Below are 22175 nucleotides of genomic sequence, written 5' to 3'. Positions count from 1 at the left end.
CTTAATTCATTTAATCGTTTAAAATCCCAACAAATGAGAAAAGTACTCATTACAATACTACTTATAGCAGTATCCAATGTGCTATTTGCACAAAATCAATTTAGTGGAACTGTAAAAAATCAGGATACCGGAGAACCTGTTTTTAGTGCAAGCGTTTATTTCCCTAAACTAGAAAAAGGCACTACAACCGACGAAAGTGGTCATTTTACTATTAAAAATTTACCTTCAGGAAATTATAAATTAGTAATTTCTTCTATAGGCTTTACCTCATACTCCAAAGAAGTGACCATCCCCACAACCAATATTGAGCTGGTATTAAAACCCTCTGCAGTAGAAATGGAAGAAGTGATTGTTTCTACCCCTTTCCACCAGTTACAAAGCGAAAATGTGATGCGGGTAGAACGCGAAAGTGTTTCTGAATTAAATAAAAAAGGAGCAGTTACACTAGCTGATGGAATTTCGCAAATTCCAGGAGTAGAAAATTTAAGCACTGGTATTGGTATTGGAAAACCGGTAATTCGTGGATTAAGTTCTAACCGGGTACTTACTTACACACAGGGTGTGCGTATGGAAAACCAGCAATTTGGTGGTGAACATGGCTTAGGGATTAGCTCTAAAGGGATTGGAAGTGTAGAAGTTATTAAAGGCCCTGCTTCCCTACTTTATGGTAGCGATGCTATTGGTGGTGTTCTTTATCTTAATCCAGAGCAATACGCTGCAGTAGGCCAAACAAACGCTGAATTTAACGGAGATTATTTTAGTAATACTTTAGGCTATCAGGCCAGTGCCATGGCTAAAACTTCCGGAGAAAATTTAAAATTTATCGCTCGTGGGAGTCTTGCCGAACATTCAGATTATAAAACTGGTAATGGCACAAGGGTTACGAATACCAGGTTTAACGAAAAAGACCTAAAAACAGGAATTGCTTATCAAAACGAAAAATTTAGATCTGATCTTCGTTATAATTTTAACCGAAGTGAACTTGGAATCCCGGAAGAAATCACCGCACAAACCACTTCTAAAACACTGGTGTTACCCTACCAGCAAATCGATAATCATATTTTAAGTTTAGACAATACGATCTATTTTGCCAACTCTAGTTTGAATGCAAAATTTGGGTATCAGTTTAATAACCGAAAGGAATTTGAAGACCATCATGATCACGAAGAAGAACATGGTGAGGAACATGATGACCATGCTGAAGAAGAAGATCATGATCACGAAGAGGAACATAGCGAAGAAGGAGAAGAATTGCATCCTGCTTTAGATATGGAGCTGGAAACCTTTAATTACAACATTAAATACAATCTGCCAAAATTAGGAAAGTTTGAAACGATCGCCGGAATACAGGGCATGTGGCAGGACAATAAAAATACAGGAGAAGAAATTTTAATTCCTGATGCCAAAACGGTAGATTTTGGAGTTTTTGCTACCACCCATTTGCACCTAAAAGTTTGGAATTTTCAGGCGGGTTTACGTTATGATACCCGTAATGTCGATAGTGAAACCCACGGTGAAGAAGGTGAAACTGGATATATGCAAGCGGTAGACCGTTCTTTTAATAGTATAAATGGTGCGTTTGGAGCAAAATATCAAATTTCTAAAAATTTAAATGCCAGATTAAATTTAGCAAGCGGATTTAGAGCCCCTAACTTAGCCGAACTTACCAGTAATGGTGCTCACCACGGGGCTAACAGATATGAAGTTGGAAACCCTGAACTGGATAACGAACAAAACTTTCAGGTTGATTTATCACTAGAATGGAGAAATGAGCATTTTGAAGCTTTTGCGAATGCCTTTCATAATACTATAAACGATTATATCTACTTAGCACCTACCGGAGAGCGCATCAACGACGATCCCGTTTATGATTATGTACAGGATGATGCTAAATTATATGGTGGTGAAGTTGGGATCCATATACACCCGCACCCATGGGATTGGATGCATATCGAAAGTAGTTTTGAAACAGTGACCGGAAAAAGAGATGATGATACTTACCTTCCTTTAATTCCGGCAAATAGTATTACCAACACCTTTAGAGTTGAATTTAACAAAGGCAAGATTATCGAAAACAAATACGCCTTTATTCGCTTAAAAAATGTTTTTGATAAAGAAAACACCAGTACATTTGAAACAAGAACCGGAGGATATTCTTTACTAGGTGCAGGCTTTGGTGGCAGGATAAAGTTAAACGATTCTGAAGTACAGGTATCAGTGAACGGAAATAATCTTTTTGATAAAGACTATATCGCTCATTTATCCCGATTAAAAACTGATGGAATTGCCAATATTGGCCGAAATATCATGCTTTCTTTACAGTGGTTTTTGTAAAAACTGAATTCTTAAGAAGCTATAGATTCCAAAGAAAATAAAAAAGCCTGTCTGAATTTATCAAACAGGCTTTTTAGTTATAAGGGGGATTTTCGATTTACCAGCTTTCAACCTCTATGGTTCTCACCTGCTTTCTAGGTTGTTTCTTGAAAACGAAGGTGTATAAATACATTAAAGTGAATGTTGGAATAACATCTGTAAATGGTAAAATTTCTTCGATAAATACTATAGCTGAAGCTAATTTACCATTTTTACCAGGATACATTTCTCTCATTTTACGAGCAGCAAAAGGTGCCCATAAAATATCTAAAAAAGGACCAATTACGGGAACACCCATCGTTAACATCCCTATAGCATCCAACATTAATCCCTTCAAAAAAAATTTATCTTTTAGCATCTTTTTTTGTGTTGATTCAATTTAAATAAGCAAATAAGATGCCAGTTTTTCACGAAAGGTCTGAGCTGATGAGTTTTAAGAATTCGTTCCTGGTTTCTATCTTTTCAAACTGCCCTCTAAAACCCGATGTGGTTGTGGTACTGTTTTGCTTTTGTACACCGCGCATCATCATGCACATGTGCTGTGCTTCTATCACTACAGCAACGCCTTGTGGTTTTAAAGTTTTGTTTAAACATTCTAAAATATCGTGGGTTAATCGCTCCTGTACCTGTAATCTTCTTGCAAAAACATCTACGACCCTTGGCAGTTTACTTAAACCTACAATATGCCCGTTAGGAATATATGCAATATGGGCTTTGCCAAAAAATGGTAACATGTGATGTTCGCAAAGCGAATACAATTCGATGTTCTTTACGACCACCATTTCGTCATAGTCTTCCTTAAACATGGCTTTTTTCAAAATCTTTTCAGCATCCAGTTCGTATCCCTGTGTAAGAAACTGCATTGCTTTTGCAGCCCTTTCGGGTGTTTTTAAAATACCTTCCCTATCGGGATTTTCCCCCAGTTCGGTAATTATTCTTTTATAATTATCTTTTAGGGAATCGGTCACTTCTATCGAATACTCTTCAAAACTTTGGTAAGCCATATTGGGAATTTATTTCTTTAATTTTTCAGCAAAAAGCGATTTTAACTTATTGATTTTAGGATCTATAATATACTGACAATAAGGCTGACTGGGATGCTGATTGTAAAAATTATGATGCTCTTCTTCGGCTTCGTAAAAGTCAGAGGCCTCGGTTACTTCAGTCACTATAGGATCTTTAAAAACCTGCTGTGCTTCCAGTTCTTCAATAACCTGTTCTGCGATCTGCCTTTGTTCTTCAGAATGATAAAAAATGGCGCTGCGATATTGCGTTCCCACATCGTTTTGTTGCCGATTTAAGGTAGTGGGATCGTGCGTAGAAAAGAAAATTAATAATAACTCCTGAAAACTGATAACTTTAGGATCATAGTTAAACTGAATTCCTTCGGCATGGCCGGTTCTTCCCGTCACTACCTCGCGGTATGGCGGATTTTTGATAAACCCTCCGGTAAATCCTGAAATGACATTACTTACCCCTTCCAACCGCTGAAAAACAGCTTCTGTACACCAAAAACAACCCGCCGCCAGGGTCACTGTTTCTTCCTTCTTCATAAAACAATGATTTCTTCAAATGTAAGATTTACAATAAAGATCACACAGGCTATTTGGCTAATTTTAGCATATATCCCTATAAATATTTGCTATAAACATTTACTGTAATCAATTAATACCGGTTTAAACTTGGGGAACGTGATTAATTTGGCTAATTTTCGCACACTTTAAAAGGCTTATGATAACAATTGAAAATATTCATAAATATTATGGCGATTTACACGTTTTAAAAGGTGTAGATCTTCATATTGAAAAAAGTGAAATTGTCTCGATCGTGGGAGCTTCAGGAGCGGGAAAAACCACGTTACTTCAGATTTTAGGAACTTTAGACTTACCTGAAAAAAATAAAGCTTCTAAATTAATTATCAATGAAACCGATATTTATGGCTTAAACCAAAAGAATCTGGCAAAGTTTAGAAACGATCATATTGGTTTTATTTTTCAGTTCCATCAATTATTACCAGAGTTTACGGCGATAGAAAATGTTTGTATCCCGGCTTATATTAAAAACACCCCAAAAGCAGAAGCAGAAAAAAGAGCCATGGAACTTTTGGGCTTTTTAGGTTTGCAAAAAAGAGCGCTTCATAAACCATCGGCCTTAAGTGGTGGTGAACAACAGCGAATTGCCGTAGCCAGGGCACTTATGAATAATCCTGCAGTAATTTTTGCCGATGAGCCGTCAGGAAATTTAGATAGTGAATCTGCCGAAAATCTACATCAGTTATTTTTTAAATTACGGGACGAGTTTGGCCAAACCTTCGTTATTGTAACCCATAATGAAGAGTTAGCCGATATGGCTGATAGAAAATTGACCATGGTTGATGGCGAGATTGTGTAATTTCCCGATGATTTTTCGACTGAAGCATAAGCATCTAAAAAGATTAGTTTTTTGAAGAAAAGCGAATTAAAAGAATTTCTGGATTTTAAGGTCAATCAATATAACACTACGCAGTTTATAGGCACCGATCCCATCCAGATTCCGCATCAATTCAGTAAAAAAGAAGATATTGAAATTGCAGGTTTTTTAACCGCAACTATTGCCTGGGGCAATCGTAAAAGCATCCTGAAAAATGCAAATAACCTTTTGGAGCGCATGGAACATGCGCCACATGATTTTATCCTGAATTTCAGTAAAAATGACCTTGAAGGGCTTGAAGGTTTTGTACACAGAACCTTTAACAGCATCGATCTTTGCTATTTTATGCTGGCACTTCAGCATATTTATAAAAATCATAACGGACTGGAAGCTGTTTTTAGTAAACATGCCTCGGAGAGTTCGCTTCAACCGGCGATCCACGAATTCAAAAAGCTATTTTTTGAACTTTCGCATGAAAAACGGACTCAAAAGCATATAAGTGATCCGTTAAAAAATTCCGCTGCCAAACGTATAAATATGTATTTACGATGGATGGTGAGAAAGGATAATTGCGGTGTCGATTTTGGTATTTGGGAATCACTTTCGCCATCCCAACTCTCCTGCCCGCTTGATGTACATTCTGGTAACATTGCCAGAAAATTAAAACTGCTGAAGCGTAAACAAAACGATGCTAAAGCCTTAGCTGAATTAGATAGGTCGCTTAGAAAATTAGACCATCAAGATCCTGTAAAATACGACTTTGCCCTATTTGGTTTAGGCGCATTCGAAAAATATTGATTAAACCCTTAACATTTTCTTTAAAAAATTTGTTAATTTTATCTTAAATAAAATAACCTTAGTTTTAGGCTATTAAATTTTAATACGTTAAAGTGATTCAACCTGCTGTACCTATAAACGAAAAAGAGCGATTAAATGCCTTAAGTGCTATTGAACTTTTACAAGGTGTTTCTGAAGAGGAGTTTGATAATATTACTCAGCTTGCCTCGTATATCTGTAAAACACCAATTTCTTTAATTACGCTGGTAGAAGATGAGAAAAATTGGTTTAAATCGAATCATGGCGGCCCGCCGATTACAGAAACCGAAAGAAAATACTCCCATTGTGGGCATGCCATTTTAGAACCTGGCAATGTAATGGAGGTAAAAGATACACGCCAGGATAAAAGGTTTTGTGACAATCCCTTTACAACCAATCCAGATTTGCCCATCCTTTATTATGCAGGCATGCCCCTGTTAGATAACGATGGTTTTGCCATAGGCACCTTATGCGTTTTAGATACTAAAATAAATAGGCTCAGTGACGAACAAAAAACAGCTTTAAAAAATCTTGCAAAACAGGTAGAAAAACTATTTGAACTACGCCGTAAAAATCTTCATTTAGAAAAAGTAAAAAAGCAATTAGACGATCATAACTCCTTATTAAAAGATTTTGCGGGTGTAGTTTCCCACGATATGAAGATGCCACTTGCCAATATGATCATCACTGCAGATCTTATAAAAGCCCGTTATAAAAATAATGTTGATGAAAAAGGCCAGCAATTACTGCTTAACCTTAAAAAATCGGCCTTAAAATTAAGCGATTATATTAATGGAATTTTAAATCATTATGAAAGTGATCGTATTGTAGCCTCAGAAGAAGTGGAATTTAATCTTCATCACCTGTTAGAAGACATCATCGACTTGCTAAATATTACAGATAACTGTGAGATTAATTTTCCTCCAGAAAATATGTTACTAAAATGCAACCGAGCTGCCTTAGGCCAAATATTTATCAACCTTATTAACAACAGTATTAAATACAATAACAAGGACAAAATTGTTATTGATATTGAAAGTGCTATGGATGAAAATCATTATTATTTTACCGTAACCGATAATGGTATTGGAATTCCAGAAGATCAGCTCTCTAATATTTTCAAATTATTTAAAACGCTTTATGTTACCGATCGCCAGGGAAATCAGGGTAACGGAATTGGGCTTTCTACCGTTAAAAAACTGGTAGAGTCGTTGGACGGTAAAATAAGTGTTTCCTCGGTACTTGGCGAAAGTACCAGCTTTAAGTTTGATATTAAACGAGCTTAAGTTACTTGAACTGCCACACGATTTACAAAAAGTAGTTCAAAAAACCTCGATCCTCGCCTAAACTATCATTAGGACAATTATTGTGGAAAGTCTTTTTAATCTTGAAACATCCCTATAGCTATCGGGACGAACCTCGCAACATTTAATCTCGATTATCCAGTTTTCCTGCCATACAATTTCTTTATATTTGGGAAATCTTAAAAACCGGTATGCAGTTTAAACATCCAGAACTTCTTTATGCATTAATTTTACTGGTCATCCCCTTTATTGTTCATTTATTTAAGCTTCGTAAATTCCAAAAAGAAGCATTTACCAATGTTAAATTTCTTAAAAAAGTAGTTCAGGAAAACCGAAAAAGCAATCAGCTAAAAAAATGGCTTATTCTAACGACCAGAACTTTAGCTCTGTCTTTTTTGATTCTGGCGTTTGCGCAACCCTTTATTCCTTCTGGCAAAACATCCCAAAAAAGCACCGCTACCCTACTCTATCTGGATAATTCTTTTAGCATGCAGTTGCGTGGCGAACATGGACCAATGTTGCAACATAATATTCAGCAGATTTTAGAAAACAGTGAAGAAAATCAGGCTTTTGGATTATTTACAAATAATAACGATTATGGTGCGATTTCTCCTGTTGAAAGTCGGACTGAAATACAGGATATCGATTACAGCCCAAATTCGTTGAATTTCGACCAGATTAATCTAAAAGCCCGCCAGTTTTTTAAGCAACATCCCGCCGATGTGCAGCGGTTGGTACTGATTTCAGATTTTCAACAAAACTTTGGTGATTTAAATAGGCTTGAAAATATCGAATATTATTTTGTGAAAAACGAAGCGCAAAATATGAGCAATATCAGCATCGATTCCGCGTATGTGATCGATAAAAACCTGAATCAGGTTACTTTAAAGGCCAATTTTAGTAGTACTGAAAAGTTAGATCGGGATATCGCCATTAGTCTGAAAAACGGAGACCAAATATTGGCAAAAAAGAGCCTTAATTTTAAAGAAAATAGGCAACAGGACATCGAATTTCGATTACAGGCAGAAAAAATTGAAAATGGCATTATTTCTATTGAAGATAACGGACTTTATTATGATAACGAATTATTCTTCAGCTATGCAGAAACACCAAAAATCAATGTGGTAAGCATTTCGGGAAGAGATGCCGGTTTTCTACACCGAATTTTTACGGAAGATCAATTCGAGTACTTTAATTTTGATGAAAATCAGGTTGATTTTAGTGCTTTTAGCAGTGCAGACTTACTTATTTTAAATGAAGTGGAGCAGATAAATACCGCTTTACAAAATCAAGTGCTGGAAAAAGTAAAAGAAGGAACGCCTGTTTGCATTATTCCGTCTCCCAATCTTCAGCTTCAAAATTATAATCCTTTTTTATCGAATCTTGGCTTACCGATTGTTCAGAATAAACAAAATCGCGAATTATTAATTACTGAAATTGCCTTTCAGCATCCCTTATTTGAGGCAACTTTCGAAAAGGAGATCAGTAATTTTCAATACCCTAAAGTGCAACGTTTCTACAATTTTAATCAGGATGCCTCAGCGGCTCTTCGCTATCAAAACAACGATGCCTTTTTAATGAATTTCAGCAATGTTTATCTGTTTTCGGCACCCATTAATCAGGACAATTCAAATTTTCAAAATTCACCATTAATCGTCCCTGTTTTTTATAATTTAGGGATTTCAGCTTTAAAAATACCCGACTTGTACTTTACGATAGGCCAGGAAAACACCTTTGATGTAAGCATAGCGGCAAGTGGAGACCAGGTGATTGAAATTCAGCAAAATTCCGAAGAAAGTTTTATTCCGCTACAGCAAAACACATCCAATAAAATCACCGTGACCACTACCGATTTGCCTGCAAATGCAGGAAATTTTATGCTCACTTATCAAAAAAATAATATTTCGCCTATCAGTTATAATTATCCAAGAAGCGAAAGTGATCTTAATTATCTGGATATTAATGATTTTGAAAATGTGCAAAAACAAGCCGACCTAAATACTTTTTTTGAAAGTGTAAAAGCTGCCCAACAAATCGATGTGCTTTGGAAATGGTTTGTTATTTTTGCATTGATCTTTTTAACCATAGAAATGCTCCTCTTAAAATTCTTTAAATGAAGCTACTTATAAAATCTGCCACAATCGTAGACCAGCAAAGCGATTATCATTTAAAACAAGCCGATATTCTTATTAAAGACGGCATGATTATAAAAATCGGAAATTCTATTAAAGAAAAAGCCGATAAGGAAATAAACATCGAAGGGTTACATGTTTCGCAGGGCTGGTTTGATACCAGCGTAAGTTTTGGTGAGCCGGGTTATGAAGAGCGCGAAACTATTGAAAACGGACTAAAAACCGCAGCTTTTAGTGGCTTTACCGATGTGGTACTTAATGCACAAACCAATCCTACTATCGATAACAGTTCCGCTATCCATTCGGTGAAAGCCAAAGCGCAGGGAAATGCGGTGAATTTATTGCCTACTGGAGCCTTAACGGTTAAAACCGAAGGTGTAGATTTAGCCGAACTTTACGATATGAGTAACGCTGGTGCGGTAAGTTTTGGCGATTATAAAAAGCCGGTAAGCAATCCAAACCTTCTAAAAATTGCCTTACAATACACACAAAATTTTGACGGATTGGTACAATCTTTCCCGCTGGAAAAGAAAATTGCCGGTAAAGGGATTGTAAATGAACATCATAACAGTACGCTTTTAGGTTTAAAAGGAATCCCGAATCTTGCTGAAGATCTACAAATTGCCCGTGATCTATATCTTTTAGAATATACCGGTGGGAAACTTCATATACCGACGGTTTCTACAGCAAAATCGGTTGCACTTATTAAAGAAGCGAAGAAAAAAGGCCTGGATGTAACCTGTAGTGTGGCTATCCATAACCTGGTGCTAACCGACGATCTGCTGACCGAATTTGATACCCGTGCAAAAGTATTACCGCCGCTAAGAACAAAAAATGATACCAAGACTTTAATTAAAGGATTAAAAGAAGGGACTATCGATTTTGTAACCAGTGATCATGATCCTATAGATATCGAAAACAAAAAAGTAGAATTTGATAATGCCAGCTACGGAAGTATTGGATTAGAAAGTGCTTTTGGCGCTTTACAGACTATTTTTTCTACGGAAGAAACTGTTGAGATCCTAACTCGCGGAAGATCACGATTTAAAACTGAAAATGCTAAGATAGCTGAAGAGGCATCGGCAAAACTAAGTTTCTTTTTGCCTGAAGAAAAATATACTTTCGAGAAATCAGATATACTTTCAACCTCACAGAACAGTATCTTTTTAGGGCAAAAATTAAAAGGAAAAGCGATTGGTATTTTTAATAATAATCAACTAATCATCGCAGAATAAAAACTTCTAAAAGTATGAGTTCACAATCCCAAAACAGCCCAAATAACGGCAAAACTGCTGCGATTACGGCTTATATCACAATTATAGGATTTATAATCGCCATTTTTATGAATATGGACGATAAGCACAAACTAGCCAGCTTTCATATTCGCCAGGCTTTTGGAACTCATATTATATTTTATTTACTTGGTGCAGTGGCCTCGACCTTTAGCAATTTTTACATTCCAACAGCATTTTATCTGGTTTCTTTAATTATTTGGATTTACGGAATCATTGCGGCTGTTCAGGGAGAATTTCGGTTAATTCCGTATATCGGGGTATATTTCCAAAAATGGTTTAAAACGATCACGTAATGCAAACAGCAAATCTTTCTTTAGAACACCTTATAAAACAACCAAAAGGACAGACCGAGAAAGCTCCTGTAGTTTTTATGTTTCATGGTTATGGCAGTAATGAGCAGGATCTTTTTAGTTTTGCCAGCGAGTTACCCGAAGAGTTTTTTGTGATCTCGGTTAAAGCACCTTATCCCATGCAACCCGGTGGAAATGCCTGGTATGCCATCTATTTTGATAATGTAAACGGAAAATTTAGTGACGATGAGCAAGCTATTGAATCCCGTGACCTTATCGCAAAATTTATTGATGAAGCTATCGAAGCTTATCCCATCAATAAAAACAAAGTAACGTTATTGGGCTTTAGCCAGGGAAGTATTTTAAGTTATGCTGTCGCACTCTCCTATCCAGAAAAAGTTAAAAATGTGATTGCGCTTAGTGGCTATGTGAACAAAGCGATTATAAAAACCGGATTTGAAAACAACAATTTTGATAATCTAAATTTTTATTGTTCTCATGGAAGCGTAGATCAGGTGATCCCTATCGAATGGGCACGAAAAACTAAACCTTTCCTAGATCAATTAAAGATAAAAAATACGTATTCTGAATTTCCGGTAGGTCACGGAGTTGCCCCACAGAATTTCTTTGAGCTAAAGGAATGGTTAGAAAGAAATGGGTAGTTATTTTTATTGATTCTTGTTAATTTGCAGTTATTGATTTTTTTTACCATTCTAGAGCTACCAACTGACGAGGCAGTTTCAGGGTGACCACACCTAATTATGATTTATTACGAGCTTTCAATTATTTCTTACTCTTTTACCTTTCCCATTAAAGTTATTTTAACTTTATAATATGACATTTATTAGGTTTCATGCCTCAAATTACTGGTAAATTTGTACCACTTCTTTAAAATAGAGAAGTATTTTGAAACTAATTTTAATTGTTAAGTATCCCCATAAAACTAGGGAATTAGCATCAAAATCTCACCAGGTGAGAAAAAATAAGCACTATGAATAAAGGTATCTACATTGCTACCATGGAAGAGGACAGCGGAAAGTCTTTAATATCTTTGGGGCTAATGCAAACACTTTTGGGAAAAACAGATAAAGTAGGATATTTTAGACCCATCATCGACGATTTTCCTGAAGATCAGAAAGACAATCACATTGAAACCATGCTTTCCCATTTTGATATCGAAATCCCTTACGAAAAAGCGTATGGCGTTACCCGTAAGGAATTAGTAGATAAAAGAAACGCTGGTAAATCGGGCGAAATTATCGATGTTATTATCCAGAAATATAAAAACCTGGAAGAGCAGTTTAATTTTGTTTTGGTTGAAGGGACCGATTTTTCTGTAAAAGGAAATGTGTTTGAATTCGACACCAATGTAACGGTTGCCAAAAATCTGGGATTACCAACCATAATTATTTCCAGCGGAAAAGATAAAACTCAAAAAGAATTGGTGGATGCATTAAACTTCACCTATAGCTCTTTTAATAACCGCGACGTAAAAGTTATTGGTGTGGTAGCCAATAAAATTCAGGAAGAAAATATTGAAAAAATAAAAGCTGATCTTGATAAATTTTTCCCTAAAGAGGTTGAAGTTTCTATTGTACCAATGATCAATACGCTGCTTCACCCCACCATTAAAGAAATTGTAGAAGAATTAGATGGTAAAGTTCTTTTTGGAGAAACACATTTAAATAATCAAACCGGTAGTTTTGGCGTTGGCGCCATGCAGCTTAGAAATTATATCACCAAGCTTAAAGAAAATAGCCTGGTTATTACCCCGGGAGATCGTGCAGATATTATTCTTGGTGCTTTACAGGCGCATATTTCTACTAATTATCCACCAATTTCAGGGATCATACTTACGGGTGGATTAATTCCTGAAGACAGTATTTTAAAACTTATTGAAGGACTTTCTCAAATTGTACCGATTGTTTCTGTACAGGGCGGAACTTTTGGAGTAACTAACCAGATTGGAAGTATTAAATCTCAGATTTATAAAGACAGTAAACAAAAGATCATGACGTCTTTAGCAGTGTCTGATAAATACCTGAATCTTGATCGCCTGACTGAAAAACTATTTAATTTTCAGCCAAAGGCACTTACTCCAAAAATGTTTCAGTATAGTCTATACAAACGTGCACAGCAATCTAGAAAGCGCATTGTACTTCCTGAAGGAACAGATGAGCGTATCCTTATCGCCACAATGCGTCTAATCGCTTTAGATATTGTAGATATTACCCTTCTAGGAAATATCGATAAGATTAAAAATAAGATTGCAGATCTTGGCTTAAATATCGATTTAAGTAAAGTTACTGTGATCGATCCTATACATTCAGCTAACTATGAAGATTATTCTGAAACCTTCTACGAGCTTAGAAAGCATAAAAATGTAAATATGGATATGGCCCGCGATATGATGGCTGATGTTTCCTATTACGGCACTATGATGATCCATAAAGGTGATGCAGACGGAATGGTTTCGGGAGCGGCACATACCACACAGCATACTATTAGGCCTGCGCTTCAGTTTATTAAAACAAAACCAGGTGTTTCTGTTGTTTCCTCTGTATTCTTTATGTGTCTAGAAGATCGAGTTTCGGTATTTGGTGACTGTGCGATCAACCCAAACCCTAATGCTGCAGAACTTGCCGAAATCGCAATTTCTTCCGCAGAAAGTAGTAAAGCTTTTGGTATCGAGCCAAAAATTGCCATGCTTTCGTACTCATCTGGAACTTCTGGTAAAGGTGAAGATGTTGACCGTGTGCGTGAAGCTACAGAGATTGTAAGAAGTAAACGTCCCGACCTTAAAATTGAAGGACCTATTCAATATGATGCAGCGGTAGATGCCACTGTAGGAAAGAGTAAACTCCCAGATTCTGAAGTTGCAGGACAAGCCAGTGTCCTCATTTTCCCAGATCTTAATACCGGGAACAATACCTACAAAGCTGTACAGCGTGAAACCGGTGCTTTGGCCATTGGCCCAATGCTACAGGGACTTAATAAACCTGTAAACGACCTTAGTAGAGGTTGTACCGTAGACGACGTATTTAACACCGTAATAATAACCGCGATCCAGGCACAAGGAATTTAATATGAATATTTTAGTTATCAACTCAGGGAGTTCTTCTATAAAATACCAACTTATAAAAATGCCAGAAGAAAAAGTGGCAGCAAGCGGACTGGTAGAACGTATTGGTTTAAAGGGTTCTTTGCTTCACTATAAAGCTGGCGAAACCAAGCTTACTAAAGAAATAGATATCCCAAATCACGAAACAGGCTTAAAGAAAATCACCTCGTTTTTAATGGATAAAGAAGTAGGTGTACTTGAAGATGAAAAGCATATTCAGGTGGTAGGACATCGCGTGGTTCACGGCGGAAAAAGTTTCTCTAAAACCGTGGAAGTTACTAAAGATGTAAAAGAAAAAATTAGAAATCTTTTTCCTTTAGCGCCATTACATAATCCTCATAATTTACTCGGAATTGAAGTTGCTGAAAGTGTATTTCCCGAAGCAAAACAGGTGGTAGTTTTCGATACAGCCTATTTTCAAACGATGCCACAAAAAGCCTATCAATATGCCATTCCTAAGAAATTTCTGGAAGATCACGATGTTAGAGCTTACGGTTTTCATGGCACAAGTCATAAATATGTTTCAGAAAAAGCAATTGAATATTTAAAAGAAAAAGGACTTCCTTCAGAAAAAATTATCAGTGTACACCTTGGCAATGGTTGTAGCATCACCGCTATTAAAAACGGAAAAGCGATTGACCATTCGTTGGGAATGGGGCCTGCAAACGGCCTAATCATGGGCACTCGTGCGGGCGACATCGACCAATCGGTCATTTTTTACCTAATCGATAAACTTGGCTATACTGCAAAAGAAGTAAATAATATTCTATTAAAAGAAAGCGGCATGTTAGGCCTTACCGGCTATAGTGATATGCGCGATATTGAAGAACGATCTGCTGAAGGCGACGAAAATTGCAGGCTCGCACTTTATATTAATGGCTACAGGATCAAAAAATATATTGGTTCTTACGTTGCAGCCATGAACGGTGTAGATGCTATTATTTTCACTGCCGGAATCGGAGAAAATAGCAGCGTTATTAGAAAAATTGCTTTAGAAGATATGGAATATTTAGGGCTTCATCTGGATCATCGAAAAAACGATATTCGTGCGAACACCATTCGTCCTATCAATCCACCTGAAGCAGAAAAACAAATTTTAATTGTCCCCACCAATGAAGAATTAGAGATTGCCAAACAATCATATACTTTGGTAAGCTAAGCTAGTTATCTGTTGTAAATTGAATAAGCTCAGATTCGTTAAAAATCTGAGCTTATTTTTTAAATGAAATTAATAGCATTTCGATTAGTTTTTCTTTGCTAGCAATGCTTTTAGCTCTGGTAAATCCTTATAATATTGTTCCAGGCTCCAATCCATCTGAAAACCCTGCTGAAGATAGGTTTGCATATCTGGAAGACCAACTTCTGCCCGTAAACTATCTACTTTTTCTGGATTTTCGATAGGTTGCACATACTTTTTACCGGTATTGGTATCGAGCCAGACCTGACTACCATAAATTTGCTCTCCTCCTTCCCTTAAAGCTATTCGATCTTTTAGCAAAGCTAGGTTAGAAGCTAAAGTTTTGCCATTTTTAACCGCAGATTCGATAATAGGAAGATACTTTTTTTGCGTTTCTAGATCGGCATGCTGAATCACCAAAAATAACGTCTGATTTTGTTGTAAATTCAGATTTTCCGGCCATCCACTTTCTAAAATTTCAAACACTTTTTTCTGATTGATGGAATCCTGAGTTTTCATTTCGCTAATAAGCTCCTGAAATTTTGAAGTATTCGTTTTTCCCTGTTGCTGAAGTTTGATTAACTCCATCCTAATCCCCTGATCGGTTTTCCAAATGGAGTCTAACTGTGCTGAAATTTGCTCATTTTGGGCAAAAACAGATTGACAAATAAATAATAAAGAAACTAAAATAACTGATGATAATCTTTTCATGATTGATGTCTTTCTTTCAAGACGAACCAGAAAAAGATTTGTTACATTATAAATTAGTTTAACAATTAATCTATTTTCAATTTTAAAACAACGACAAATCTCCTGACATCAATAATTATTGCTTTGAGTTATTTTAACGCTTTACTATAAAAAATTATTCCGAAGGATATAAGAAGGAATTTAGAGGCTCAAATTCAACGTTACCATCATCAGTAATATAATAATTCAGTAAAATTTCCCCCCAGTGTTTTCCATCGGTAAAATTAGCGATAAGCCATTTGTGATTTAGCAGCTTTACTTTATTGATGCGCATGGGACCATTCATACCTTCAAACGGAACCATTTTATTATCCTCACTACTTTTATTCATATCGATTAAGGCATCCTGAACTTTACGTTCAATTTCCGAGGCTTCAAAACCGCTATTCTCAAAATAGGTAATTGCCGGCTCATTTCTTTGCAAACTAAAGTCGTAAAACTCTTCAGATCCTGTTGTTTTAGTATTTTCTTCTTCTGCCTTCAAGTCGTCTAACTGCTTTTGTAAACTCACGATCCTCTCTGTTTGATCGTCCAGAATTTTCTTATCATTTACATAAATAAAAATTGTGAACAATGCGGCAAATATGAATAAATATAGTAGGATCTTATTTTTCATCAATAGTGATTTTCAAATTGTCGTAAGCCAGATGAACGTTTTCAGGTAGCGACTGTTCCACCTCATCATGAAATCCAAGCAAATGACTAATATGGGTAAGGTACGCTTTTTGGGGTTTAATTTTATCGATAAATTCTAGTGCTTCAGCCAGGTTAAAATGAGAATGATGGGGCTCGATTCGCAAGGCACTTACTACAACTACCTCCAGGTTTTTAAGTTTTTCAGCCTCTTTTTCAGAAATAGATTTTATATCGGTTAAATACGCAAAATTAGCCATTCGATATCCGTATACCTGCAACCTGTTATGCATGTAACTTACCGGAGTGATTTTTTTTCCTTCGATCTCAAAATCATCATCGGTAACAATATGTTCTCTAACCCCGGGGGCACCGGGATATTTATTTTCAGTAACAAAAATATAATCAAAGCGCTTTTTTAAAGAATTTAAAACACGTTGATGGGCATAAATTGGGATGTCGCCCTGCCTAAAGAAAAATGGTCTAATATCGTCTAACCCCGCAACATGATCATTGTGTTCATGCGTAAAAAGTATGGCGTCCAGCTTGTCAAAATCGTTTGCCAGCATTTGCATTCTAAAATCGGGACCACAATCAATCAAAATATTTAGTCCGCCCCACTCTACCATAATCGAGACCCTTAGACGTTTGTCTTTAGGGTTTTTACTTAAGCAAACGGGGTGCGTACTACCAATAATGGGAATTCCCTGTGATGTTCCTGTACCTAAAAATGTAACTTTCAAGAATGTTATATTTGTGACAAAGTTAGGTATTATTTTTTTGTTTAGCTTCCTGTTTTAGTACCTTTGGCAGCGTTAAATAAGGAAAATCACCTAAAAGGAAAAATATGCCAATCACTATAATGGGCGACAAGGAATTTGAGAATGTTCCTTCGATAAAGAGTAAAGCACTCCGCATCAATCTAAATGAAAATATTTATGGTACCTTTTCTGAAATTGGCGCAGGACAGGAAACTGTAAGAAATTTTTTTAGAGCGGGTGGTGCTTCTGGTACAATAGCTAAGGCTATGAGTGCCTACGACAAAGATTTTAGTGATGCGATCTACGGTGTTGAAGATGACAGAAGATACGTTACTGAAGCCCGACTTAAAAAAATGCTTTCTCATGAAATTAAGCTGATTGAAGAAAGGATTTCCAGAGAAAAACACCCCAATAAACTTTTCTTTAGTTACGCCAATACTGTTGCCACTATAGATTTTGCAAAAAAATATAAAGGACATGGCTGGGTAGGAATTCGTTATCAGGTAAGCCCAGATGAAGATTATAACGAAATAAGCCTTCATATCCGGTTTAAAGAAAACGATGCACGTCACCAACAAAATACCTTAGGGATTTTAGGAGTAAACCTAATTTATGGGGCTTATTATAAGTACGATAATCCTAAAAAACTACTTCGATATTTATATGATCATATCGATAAAGATCAATTAGAGATTGACACCATTAACTTTTCTGGCCCAAGATTCGAAAGAGTTGATAACCGATTAATGAGCTTACAATTGGTTAAAAATGGGATGACCGATGCGGTAATGTTTAGCCCCAATGGAAACAACGTGTTACCGGCTAAGATCCTTTACAAAAAAAATATCCTAGCGCTTCGTGGTAGTTTTAGACCGGTTACCAAGGTGAACATGGATATGTTTGATAGGTCTCGCGAATTATTCTTTAGCGAAAACAGGGTCTCTGAAGAAGATACCGAGGTGATTTTTGAAATTACACTTTCTAACCTAAGAGCTGAAGGTGAAATTAACGAAAAAGACTTTATGGATCGGGCAAAGCTGCTTTGCTCTTTGGGACAAACGGTAATGATCTCTAACTTCCAGGAATATTATAAAGTGGTAGAATACTTTAGTAAATATTCTAAAATGAGAATGGGTCTTGCTATGGGTGTAAATAACCTGGTAGATATTTTTGATGAAAAGTACTATCGTCACCTAAGCGGTGGTATTTTGGAAGCTTTTGGTAAGCTGTTCTTTAAAGATCTTAAGGTATATCTTTATCCTCTTAAAGATCCTGAAACCGGCGAAATCACTACAAGTGAAAACTTAATGGTACACCCGCGTATGAAAGAATTATACAAATTCTTTAAGTACAATGGCCGTGTAGAAGACATCGAAAATTATAACCCGGATATTCTGGATATCTATTCCAGAGAAGTGCTACAAATGATCACCGATGGAAAAGAAGGTTGGGAAGATATGCTTCCTGAAAAAACCACTCAAATGATCAAAGAACAAAACTTATTTCATTATAAAGAAAATAAAGAGCGGGCTCAAAAAGTCTGATTTTTAATTTAACATTTAGGAATAAAGCGATCAGTAATCTGGTCGCTTTTTTTATGCTTCTTTATAAAAAAGAGGACTTTAGGCTAGTTTATAATCAGATATTATGAGTATCGTAAGAATTACCTCTATAAAAAACGAATATCCAACAAACACATAAACAATTAAATTTCAATTATTTAGTTAAAAACGCGGTCATTACTTGCTCTTTATATAGATTCATTCAAAATAATTTTCATTTCTTTATGATTCTTCCCAGCACTTTAATACATTTGTTTTATTATTTATAAATAATCTAAATAAAAATAAAATGAATAAAAATTTACTCTTTCTTCTTCTTATCTTAAGTGGATTTTATGTCAGTTCTGCACAAAACCAGCAAGTAGAACTCAGCGGATTTGTTTTTGATGACCAACAAAACCCCATTAGCAATGCCCATATCTATTTAAAAGATTCCAGGTATGGGGCGTATACTAATCAAAATGGCTACTTCAGCATACAAAACATAAAAAAAGGTGAATACACGATTGTCATTTCAGAAATCGGTTTTATAAAAAAAGAACTTCAAGTTAATTTACAGTCGAATAAAAATATAGAGATCAATATTCAAAAAGAGATTACCGCCCTTTCCGATGTTTTGATTTCAGGAGCAAAAGAAACTTCTTATGCCACCCGTAAAGTATCACCTTCACTTAAACTAAACGAAGCAATTATCAATATTCCACAAAACATCCAGATTATTACCAACGACGTTTTAAAAGATCAGGCCACCATTTCTATTATGGAAAATGTGACCAGAAACGTGAGTGGGGCGCAAATGATCGAACATTGGGGAAATTTTGCAAGAATTAATATGCGCGGATTTAGGATTCCGCCTTTTAGAAATGGGATGAATGTACTTTCTACCTGGGGGCCAATGGCTGAAGATCTTGCATTAGTAGACCGGATAGAAGTGGTTAAAGGCCCCTCTGCCTTTATGCTTTCTAGTGGAGAACCGGGTGGTCTTTACAATGTGGTCACCAAAAAACCAACAGGTAAAACCGGTGGAGAAATCGGCCTACTTACCGGAAGTTACAATACCTTGCGGGCCACAGCAGATATTGAAGGTTATTTATCTGAAGATAAAAAACTGCAATATCGTTTTGTGGGTGCAGCTTCTACCAAAGAATCTCATAGAGATTACGAGCCAGAAAATCGCTACACGATCGCACCGAGTATCAAATACAATTTTAACAACAAAACCTCGGTAACCGCACAATATACGTATCAATATTACAAAACAAAACTTATAGGATCGGCTTACGTGTTTGGTCCCGATAAATATGCCGTTGTAGACCGTGATTTCACCCTGTCTGATCCAAGACTTGGACCAACGGTGATGAAAGAGCATTACGGGTTTATTAATTTTGATCATCAACTGAGTCAGAATTGGAATCTAACCGCGCAGCTTAGTTATATCAACTATCAGCACGAAGGCTCTAGTTTATGGGTAAACAGTGCTTTTGGAGTGAAGGAAAATGGGGATCTATTAAGAAGCATTAGTATCTGGGATGCCAAAGAAGAACAAAAATTAGGACAGGTTTTTATAAACGGGAAAGAATTAACCGGCGATATTTCTCACACCATTTTGGGTGGATTAGACTACGGAAATAAAAACTATACTGCAGACTGGTCACAACATGTAAGTATAGATACCGAAGATAAACCTTTTAATATCTACAATCCACAGCCACCTGCCATATTGCCCGAATTTGATAGAAGCAAAAATTTACAACAACGCGCCAGCGGAATTATAACATCTAACTATCTATCTTATTACCTTCAGGATCAATTAGGTTTTTTTGAGGACGATCTTCGGGTGACCCTTGCCGGTAGATATACCGAATTTAAAAGTAATGCTTATGGCGTAACTTCAGATGATAAAGTCTTTACACCACGCGTAGCGGTTTCTTATTCGATTTTGGATAATTTGGTGGCCTACGGAATGTACGACCAGACATTCTTACCTCAGCAGGGAACCAATAGATTTGGCGAAGCTTTTGATCCTGTAACTGCTGAAGATATTGAAGGAGGATTAAAATTTGAATTCTTAAACGGAAAATGGCATGCTACCGCGACTTACTTCGATATTCATAAAGATAAATTCCTGGTTGCCGATCCCGATGATTCTAACTATTCTTTGCAGGTAGATACCGATATTACATCACGTGGTTTCGAGTTTGATACCCGCGGCGAAATAATTAAAGGATTAAACTTAATCTTAAATTATGCCTACACTAATGTAGAAGATGCCAACGGAAATCCTATTGCGGGGTTCTCTAAACATATCTCTAACGGCTGGTTAGATTATACTTTTCAGGATCAATATTTAAAAGGAATTGGAGTATCACTGGGGTACCAATATTTGGTAGACCGATCGTCATGGGCCTGGGGAACTAATGGAAAAACAGATCTACCCAACTATTTTAGAATGGACGGAGGAGTAAGCTGGGAGAACGACAACTTTCGCATCGCTCTTAATCTTAATAACCTTCTTAACGAATATCTATATTCTGGGGCAGATTATGGTAGCTACGTTTACTGGCAAAGTGAACCGGGAAGAAATTTTAGATTAAGCCTTAACTATAAATTTTAATCTGAATTAATGGATTTAAATATTAAAACAAATTGAGTTACATGAAAAAACTAAGCCTAATTTTCCTATTCTTATTGTGCTACAGCACATCGTTTGCACATTACTTATGGATAGAGACCAGTCCTAACGGCGAGCTGAATAAAAAACAGAAAGTAAAAATTCATTATGGTGAATATACCTACGGCATTATCGAACAAACCGATGGTGATGCCTTTAAAAGTGTTTCAAAATTTGAAGTCTGGATAATTAACCCCGATGGAACCTCTAGCAAGCTTGATTTAGACAAAAAAGAAGATCATTATTTAGGATATTTTACCCCTACTCAAGAAGGTTCTTATACCATTCAGCTTAAAAATGATAATATTGATGTTGTTGATTTTACCGAATATGACTTCGGAATTTTTAAAAGCTACTACCAGTCTTTTGCAAAAGTAAATGTATCTGATATCCCTACGGCTTCAACTATTACTGAAGAAGGATTAAGCATTAAGGAAATTCCTACGGGAAATGATGAAAAAATACTTCAGATATTTTACAAAGGAGCTGCTATTAGCGAGCAGGAAGTAAAAATTTATGTTTCAGATTTATGGTCTAAAACTTTAAATACCGATGCAGAAGGTAAAATCTCATTTAAACTTCCCTGGAACACAAAATATACGATAGAAACCACTAAAAACGAAAATGTTCCAGGAACTTACAATGGTGAAGATTACGAATTCATCTGGCACTGTGCCACATATTGTTTTCCGCAGTCAAACTAAATAAGATAAAACTCAAAAAGATTTGATTTAGCAAATCCAAGTAAATTACCTTAAGGCAAGCCCACCGGGCATTTGTTTGGAAACCATTTTTATTGCGACGCTTCCCGATCCCGTCCCGATAGCCATCGGGATTGGGACGGGACCGGAGCATTTCATCTTGATTATCCAGTAAAAATG

19 protein-coding genes are annotated in these 22175 nt (G+C 36.3%); 13 read left to right on the top strand and 6 right to left on the bottom strand.

The window, feature by feature from the left end; all coding sequences use genetic code 11:
• The first annotated feature begins 33 nt into the window (after positions 1 to 33).
• Positions 34 to 2334, top strand: a complete 2301-nt coding sequence (locus L1967_RS13955) for a TonB-dependent receptor (RefSeq protein ID WP_249602118.1) — start codon at positions 34 to 36, stop codon at positions 2332 to 2334.
• 97 nt (positions 2335 to 2431) lie between these two features.
• On the opposite strand, the gene L1967_RS13950 is transcribed toward L1967_RS13955, so the two are convergent.
• The 3 genes from L1967_RS13950 to msrA are packed head-to-tail and all read right to left on the bottom strand — an operon-like array spanning position 2432 to position 3926.
• Positions 2432 to 2731 carry a hypothetical protein gene (locus L1967_RS13950; RefSeq protein WP_249602117.1) on the bottom strand — a complete coding sequence of 100 codons (300 nt, stop codon included), beginning with the start codon at positions 2729 to 2731 and terminating at the stop codon, positions 2432 to 2434.
• Between the two features lie 49 nt (positions 2732 to 2780).
• Positions 2781 to 3377, bottom strand: a complete 597-nt coding sequence (gene folE, locus L1967_RS13945; RefSeq protein WP_249602116.1) for a GTP cyclohydrolase I FolE — start codon at positions 3375 to 3377, stop codon at positions 2781 to 2783.
• Positions 3378 to 3386: 9 nt separating this feature from the next.
• The gene (gene msrA / locus L1967_RS13940; RefSeq protein WP_249602115.1) at positions 3387 to 3926 is read right to left on the bottom strand and encodes a peptide-methionine (S)-S-oxide reductase MsrA; all 540 of its coding nucleotides are present in this window, start codon (positions 3924 to 3926) and stop codon (positions 3387 to 3389) included.
• A 178-nt stretch (positions 3927 to 4104) separates the two neighbouring features.
• Between msrA and L1967_RS13935 the strand changes: the two genes are divergently transcribed.
• From L1967_RS13935 to L1967_RS13895, 9 genes are all read left to right on the top strand, one after another.
• On the top strand, positions 4105 to 4764 hold the full coding sequence (locus tag L1967_RS13935; RefSeq protein ID WP_249602114.1) for an ABC transporter ATP-binding protein: 660 nt from the start codon (positions 4105 to 4107) through the stop codon (positions 4762 to 4764).
• A gap of 51 nt (positions 4765 to 4815) precedes the next feature.
• The gene (locus L1967_RS13930) at positions 4816 to 5580 is read left to right on the top strand and encodes a TIGR02757 family protein (protein ID WP_249602113.1); all 765 of its coding nucleotides are present in this window, start codon (positions 4816 to 4818) and stop codon (positions 5578 to 5580) included.
• A 92-nt stretch (positions 5581 to 5672) separates the two neighbouring features.
• The gene (locus L1967_RS13925) at positions 5673 to 6884 is read left to right on the top strand and encodes a GAF domain-containing sensor histidine kinase (RefSeq protein WP_249602112.1); all 1212 of its coding nucleotides are present in this window, start codon (positions 5673 to 5675) and stop codon (positions 6882 to 6884) included.
• A gap of 209 nt (positions 6885 to 7093) precedes the next feature.
• Positions 7094 to 9019, top strand: coding sequence for a BatA domain-containing protein (locus tag L1967_RS13920; RefSeq protein WP_249602111.1), 1926 nt, complete (start codon positions 7094 to 7096; stop codon positions 9017 to 9019).
• On the top strand, positions 9016 to 10269 hold the full coding sequence (locus L1967_RS13915) for a dihydroorotase (RefSeq protein WP_249602110.1): 1254 nt from the start codon (positions 9016 to 9018) through the stop codon (positions 10267 to 10269). The genes L1967_RS13920 and L1967_RS13915 overlap by 4 nt, the downstream gene beginning before the upstream one ends.
• A gap of 14 nt (positions 10270 to 10283) precedes the next feature.
• A complete protein-coding gene (locus tag L1967_RS13910) occupies positions 10284 to 10622 on the top strand; it encodes a magnetosome magnetite crystal formation protein family (RefSeq protein ID WP_249602109.1) in 339 nt (112 codons plus the stop codon).
• A complete protein-coding gene (locus L1967_RS13905; RefSeq protein WP_249602108.1) occupies positions 10622 to 11281 on the top strand; it encodes an alpha/beta hydrolase in 660 nt (219 codons plus the stop codon). The genes L1967_RS13910 and L1967_RS13905 overlap by 1 nt, the downstream gene beginning before the upstream one ends.
• A 329-nt stretch (positions 11282 to 11610) precedes the next feature.
• Positions 11611 to 13704 (top strand): phosphate acetyltransferase, encoded by a 2094-nt coding sequence (gene pta, locus L1967_RS13900; RefSeq protein WP_249602107.1) that lies wholly within the window; start codon positions 11611 to 11613, stop codon positions 13702 to 13704.
• A 1-nt stretch (position 13705) separates the two neighbouring features.
• Positions 13706 to 14899 carry an acetate/propionate family kinase gene (locus L1967_RS13895; protein ID WP_249602106.1) on the top strand — a complete coding sequence of 398 codons (1194 nt, stop codon included), beginning with the start codon at positions 13706 to 13708 and terminating at the stop codon, positions 14897 to 14899.
• 84 nt (positions 14900 to 14983) lie between these two features.
• On the opposite strand, the gene L1967_RS13890 is transcribed toward L1967_RS13895, so the two are convergent.
• The 3 genes from L1967_RS13890 to L1967_RS13880 form a co-directional block, all read right to left on the bottom strand.
• Positions 14984 to 15628 carry a DUF6624 domain-containing protein gene (locus L1967_RS13890; protein ID WP_249602105.1) on the bottom strand — a complete coding sequence of 215 codons (645 nt, stop codon included), beginning with the start codon at positions 15626 to 15628 and terminating at the stop codon, positions 14984 to 14986.
• A gap of 154 nt (positions 15629 to 15782) precedes the next feature.
• Positions 15783 to 16283: a hypothetical protein gene (locus L1967_RS13885; protein WP_249602104.1), complete on the bottom strand. Its 501-nt coding sequence runs from the start codon at positions 16281 to 16283 to the stop codon at positions 15783 to 15785.
• The gene (locus L1967_RS13880; protein ID WP_249602103.1) at positions 16273 to 17043 is read right to left on the bottom strand and encodes an MBL fold metallo-hydrolase; all 771 of its coding nucleotides are present in this window, start codon (positions 17041 to 17043) and stop codon (positions 16273 to 16275) included. The genes L1967_RS13885 and L1967_RS13880 overlap by 11 nt, the downstream gene beginning before the upstream one ends.
• A 104-nt stretch (positions 17044 to 17147) precedes the next feature.
• Here L1967_RS13880 and L1967_RS13875 point away from each other — a divergent pair, with 104 nt between their 5' ends.
• The 3 genes from L1967_RS13875 to L1967_RS13865 all read left to right on the top strand — a co-directional run bounded on the left by L1967_RS13875 (position 17148) and on the right by L1967_RS13865 (position 21998).
• Positions 17148 to 18605 carry a TonB-dependent receptor gene (locus tag L1967_RS13875; RefSeq protein WP_249602102.1) on the top strand — a complete coding sequence of 486 codons (1458 nt, stop codon included), beginning with the start codon at positions 17148 to 17150 and terminating at the stop codon, positions 18603 to 18605.
• A gap of 307 nt (positions 18606 to 18912) precedes the next feature.
• Entirely contained in the window at positions 18913 to 21237 is a 2325-nt protein-coding gene (locus L1967_RS13870; RefSeq protein ID WP_249602101.1) for a TonB-dependent receptor, read from the top strand.
• Between the two features lie 41 nt (positions 21238 to 21278).
• Positions 21279 to 21998, top strand: a complete 720-nt coding sequence (locus L1967_RS13865) for a DUF4198 domain-containing protein (protein ID WP_249602100.1) — start codon at positions 21279 to 21281, stop codon at positions 21996 to 21998.
• Positions 21999 to 22175: the final 177 nt, after the last annotated feature.

It is taken from the genome of Zunongwangia pacifica (genome assembly GCF_023499215.1).
GTDB classification, from domain to species: Bacteria; Bacteroidota; Bacteroidia; order Flavobacteriales; family Flavobacteriaceae; genus Zunongwangia; species Zunongwangia pacifica.
The sequence above is the reverse complement of the archived record's forward strand: the minus strand, read 5'-3'. Positions and strand labels throughout refer to the sequence as shown.

What these genes read in the sequence shown, in the direction of transcription:
- L1967_RS13935 (WP_249602114.1), top strand. Translation starts at nt 4,105, where the DNA reads ATGATAACAATTGAAAATATTCATAAATATTATGGCGATTTACACGTT.
- folE (WP_249602116.1), bottom strand. Translation starts at nt 3,377, where the DNA reads ATGGCTTACCAAAGTTTTGAAGAGTATTCGATAGAAGTGACCGATTCC.
- L1967_RS13865 (WP_249602100.1), top strand. Translation starts at nt 21,279, where the DNA reads ATGAAAAAACTAAGCCTAATTTTCCTATTCTTATTGTGCTACAGCACA.
- pta (WP_249602107.1), top strand. Translation starts at nt 11,611, where the DNA reads ATGAATAAAGGTATCTACATTGCTACCATGGAAGAGGACAGCGGAAAG.
- L1967_RS13920 (WP_249602111.1), top strand. Translation starts at nt 7,094, where the DNA reads ATGCAGTTTAAACATCCAGAACTTCTTTATGCATTAATTTTACTGGTC.
- L1967_RS13870 (WP_249602101.1), top strand. Translation starts at nt 18,913, where the DNA reads ATGAATAAAAATTTACTCTTTCTTCTTCTTATCTTAAGTGGATTTTAT.
- L1967_RS13910 (WP_249602109.1), top strand. Translation starts at nt 10,284, where the DNA reads ATGAGTTCACAATCCCAAAACAGCCCAAATAACGGCAAAACTGCTGCG.
- L1967_RS13950 (WP_249602117.1), bottom strand. Translation starts at nt 2,731, where the DNA reads ATGCTAAAAGATAAATTTTTTTTGAAGGGATTAATGTTGGATGCTATA.
- L1967_RS13955 (WP_249602118.1), top strand. Translation starts at nt 34, where the DNA reads ATGAGAAAAGTACTCATTACAATACTACTTATAGCAGTATCCAATGTG.
- L1967_RS13885 (WP_249602104.1), bottom strand. Translation starts at nt 16,283, where the DNA reads ATGAAAAATAAGATCCTACTATATTTATTCATATTTGCCGCATTGTTC.
- L1967_RS13875 (WP_249602102.1), top strand. Translation starts at nt 17,148, where the DNA reads ATGCCAATCACTATAATGGGCGACAAGGAATTTGAGAATGTTCCTTCG.
- L1967_RS13895 (WP_249602106.1), top strand. Translation starts at nt 13,706, where the DNA reads ATGAATATTTTAGTTATCAACTCAGGGAGTTCTTCTATAAAATACCAA.
- L1967_RS13905 (WP_249602108.1), top strand. Translation starts at nt 10,622, where the DNA reads ATGCAAACAGCAAATCTTTCTTTAGAACACCTTATAAAACAACCAAAA.
- L1967_RS13915 (WP_249602110.1), top strand. Translation starts at nt 9,016, where the DNA reads ATGAAGCTACTTATAAAATCTGCCACAATCGTAGACCAGCAAAGCGAT.
- msrA (WP_249602115.1), bottom strand. Translation starts at nt 3,926, where the DNA reads ATGAAGAAGGAAGAAACAGTGACCCTGGCGGCGGGTTGTTTTTGGTGT.
- L1967_RS13890 (WP_249602105.1), bottom strand. Translation starts at nt 15,628, where the DNA reads ATGAAAAGATTATCATCAGTTATTTTAGTTTCTTTATTATTTATTTGT.